General features: G+C 37.4%; 2 protein-coding genes. Both read right to left on the bottom strand.

All coding sequences use genetic code 11. The features are described 5' to 3' along the window. Positions 1-212 precede the first annotated feature (212 nt). Positions 213-1,271 (bottom strand): extracellular solute-binding protein, encoded by a 1,059-nt coding sequence (locus SKA34_RS11350; RefSeq protein WP_006645670.1) that lies wholly within the window; start codon positions 1,269-1,271, stop codon positions 213-215. Positions 1,272-1,573: 302 nt separating this feature from the next. Continuing rightward, the coding region (locus tag SKA34_RS11355) for an extracellular solute-binding protein (RefSeq protein ID WP_006645671.1) at positions 1,574-2,481 on the bottom strand (908 nt) is incomplete at its 5' end.

Consider the following 2,481-nt stretch of genomic DNA (forward strand, 5'->3'; position numbering starts at 1 on the left):
AAAATGGGGATTAGCGCTTTAAATTTAATAGACATCATAACCTTATAACTTACATCTTAAATGGTTGTTATAGGATATATAAATAAACTTAATCAAAACTGTATGAACAAGATGTTACATATAATGAATGGTTAATGTAAACACGTAAATGATTGATAATAAAAAACCGAGCACTAAACTCGGTTTTTTTATTATTCAGTTAATAGTAACTATTATTCGCCAGCTTTTAGTTTTTGGTAGTATTCTTCATAAACTTCAGTCATAGGACCAACACTATTTTGCCATTCACCTGCATCCATTACAGACTGTGGTGGGAAGATGCTAGGGTCGTTTACAAAATCGGCTGGAAGTAACTTCTTAGCGGCAGCGACTGGTGTTGGGTAACCTATTTGTAGTGCGATTTTCGCAGCGATATCAGGACGAAGAAGGAAGTTGATCATCTTGTATGCATTATCAACGTTTTTAGCATTCTTCGGTATTGAAATGTTGTCCATCCAGAAAATTGCTCCTTCTTTTGGCCAAACGATATCAATTGGTGCGCCATCTTTACGTGCCATGTAGGCAGAACCATTCCAAAGCATACCTAGTGATGTTTCACCTGCCATGTATGGGTTAGCAGGGTAGTCTGAGTTGAATACTAATACGTTTGGCATTAGTTTTTTCAACTCTTCATAAGCTGCTTTAATTTGTTTAGGATCTTGTGTATTACCAGAGTAACCTAATTTACGAAGTGCAATATGAAATACTTCACGTGCATCGTCCATCATCATTAATTGGCCTTGCCATTTAGGATCCCAAAGGTCTGCCCAGCTAGTGATTTTAGACTTATCAATCATGTCGGTATTAACACCGATACCCGTTGCACCCCAAATATATGGGATAGAGTAGTCATTATTTGGGTCAAAAGGTTTGTTAGTAAAGTTAGGGTCAAGACCTGAGAAATTTGGGATTTGAGCTTTGTCGATTTTTTTCAACATGCCTTCTTTACGCATTTTTGATACGTAATAAGCAGAAGGTACGACAAGGTCATAACCTTTATCATAGGTCTTTAGTTTAGCGTACATGGTCTCATTCGATTCATAAGTCGAATAGATGACTTTGATACCTGTTTCTTTTGTAAACTCTTCTAACACTTCTGATGGGATGTATTCAGACCAGTTATAAAAGTACAGTTCATTAGATTTATCGTTATTATCATCAGCAGTGGCAATGCTCGAAAACATTGACAATGCGCATGCAGCACCGGCCATTAATAAAGACCATTTTTTCATTGTGTTAGCTCCTAACTAAACAGGATATTGAGAGTGTTCTCTAGCGGTTTTGACCGCTTCTCCTAATTGGTTGTCAACGCATTAGACATGCAAAAACAGATGTTGGTTATAAACAAAGTTATTATAGCAGAGAATATTCGTTGACCGCATCACTAAACAAGAGGAATTTGTCTGTTAAATTCCGCTATCATATTGATTAATAACAAACATGATAAGTAAAACCTTAAAAAATAACACAACTAACCATGTTTATTAATAAATACCAAATATAAAAAAGCTGCCAATGGCAGCTTTCTTTTTCGTTATTGACCCGCTTTTAATTCAAGGAAATAATTTTCGTAACGGATATTCATGTCACCGACTGAATCTTGCCACTCACCACGATCAAGATCAGCTTGTGGCGGGAATAGAGTTGGGTCATTTTTATATTTAGCGTTAGATTTTTCTATTGCCGTTAAGTAGCCGGTTTGCTCTGAAATTTGAGCTGAAATAACTGGGCGAAGTAGGAAGTCGATCATCTTATGTGCCGCTTCTACATTCTTTGCGTTTTTAGCTATTGCTAAACTATCAACCCAGAAAATACCACCTTCTGTTGGCCAAATTAGCTTAATCGGTAAACCTTCTTTCTGTGCTGCTGCTGCCGAGCCATTCCACAGCATACCAAGACCAACCTCACCTGCAAGATAAGGCGCAGCTGGGTTGTCTGAATTAAATACCAGTACGTTTGGCATTAGTTTCTCAAGCTCTGCTTTTGCTTCGTCAATTTCTTTTTGGTTAGTTGTGTTACCTGAGTAACCTAGCTTACGTAATGCAATATGGAAGACTTCGCGAGTATCGTCCATTAGCATTAATTGACCTTTGAGCTCAGGGTTCCATAAGTCTGCCCAGCTGTCGAAATCTTCTGGATCGTACATATCAGTATTAACCGCAAGACCTGTCATTGCGATTACGTGTGGGATTGAATAATCGTTATTTGGATCAAAAGGTTTATCTAAGTAATTCTTATCAAGTTCAGTAAAGTTCGATAGCTTTGATTTATCAATCTTTTGTAACATACCTTCATCACGCATTTTTGCAACAAAGTAAGTTGATGGAACAACCAGATCGTAACCTTCTGGGTGAGCACGAAGTTTTGCATACATGGTTTCATTCGACTCATAAGTCGAGTAGATCACTTTAATACCTGTTTCTTTCGTGAATTGTTCACGAA

Origin of the sequence: Photobacterium sp. SKA34, assembly GCF_000153325.1 — a bacterium.
Classification (GTDB): domain Bacteria; phylum Pseudomonadota; class Gammaproteobacteria; order Enterobacterales; family Vibrionaceae; genus Photobacterium.

Excerpts from the sequence above, each read along its gene's own strand:
- SKA34_RS11350 (WP_006645670.1), bottom strand. The coding sequence starts at position 1,271 with ATGAAAAAATGGTCTTTATTAATGGCCGGTGCTGCATGCGCATTGTCA.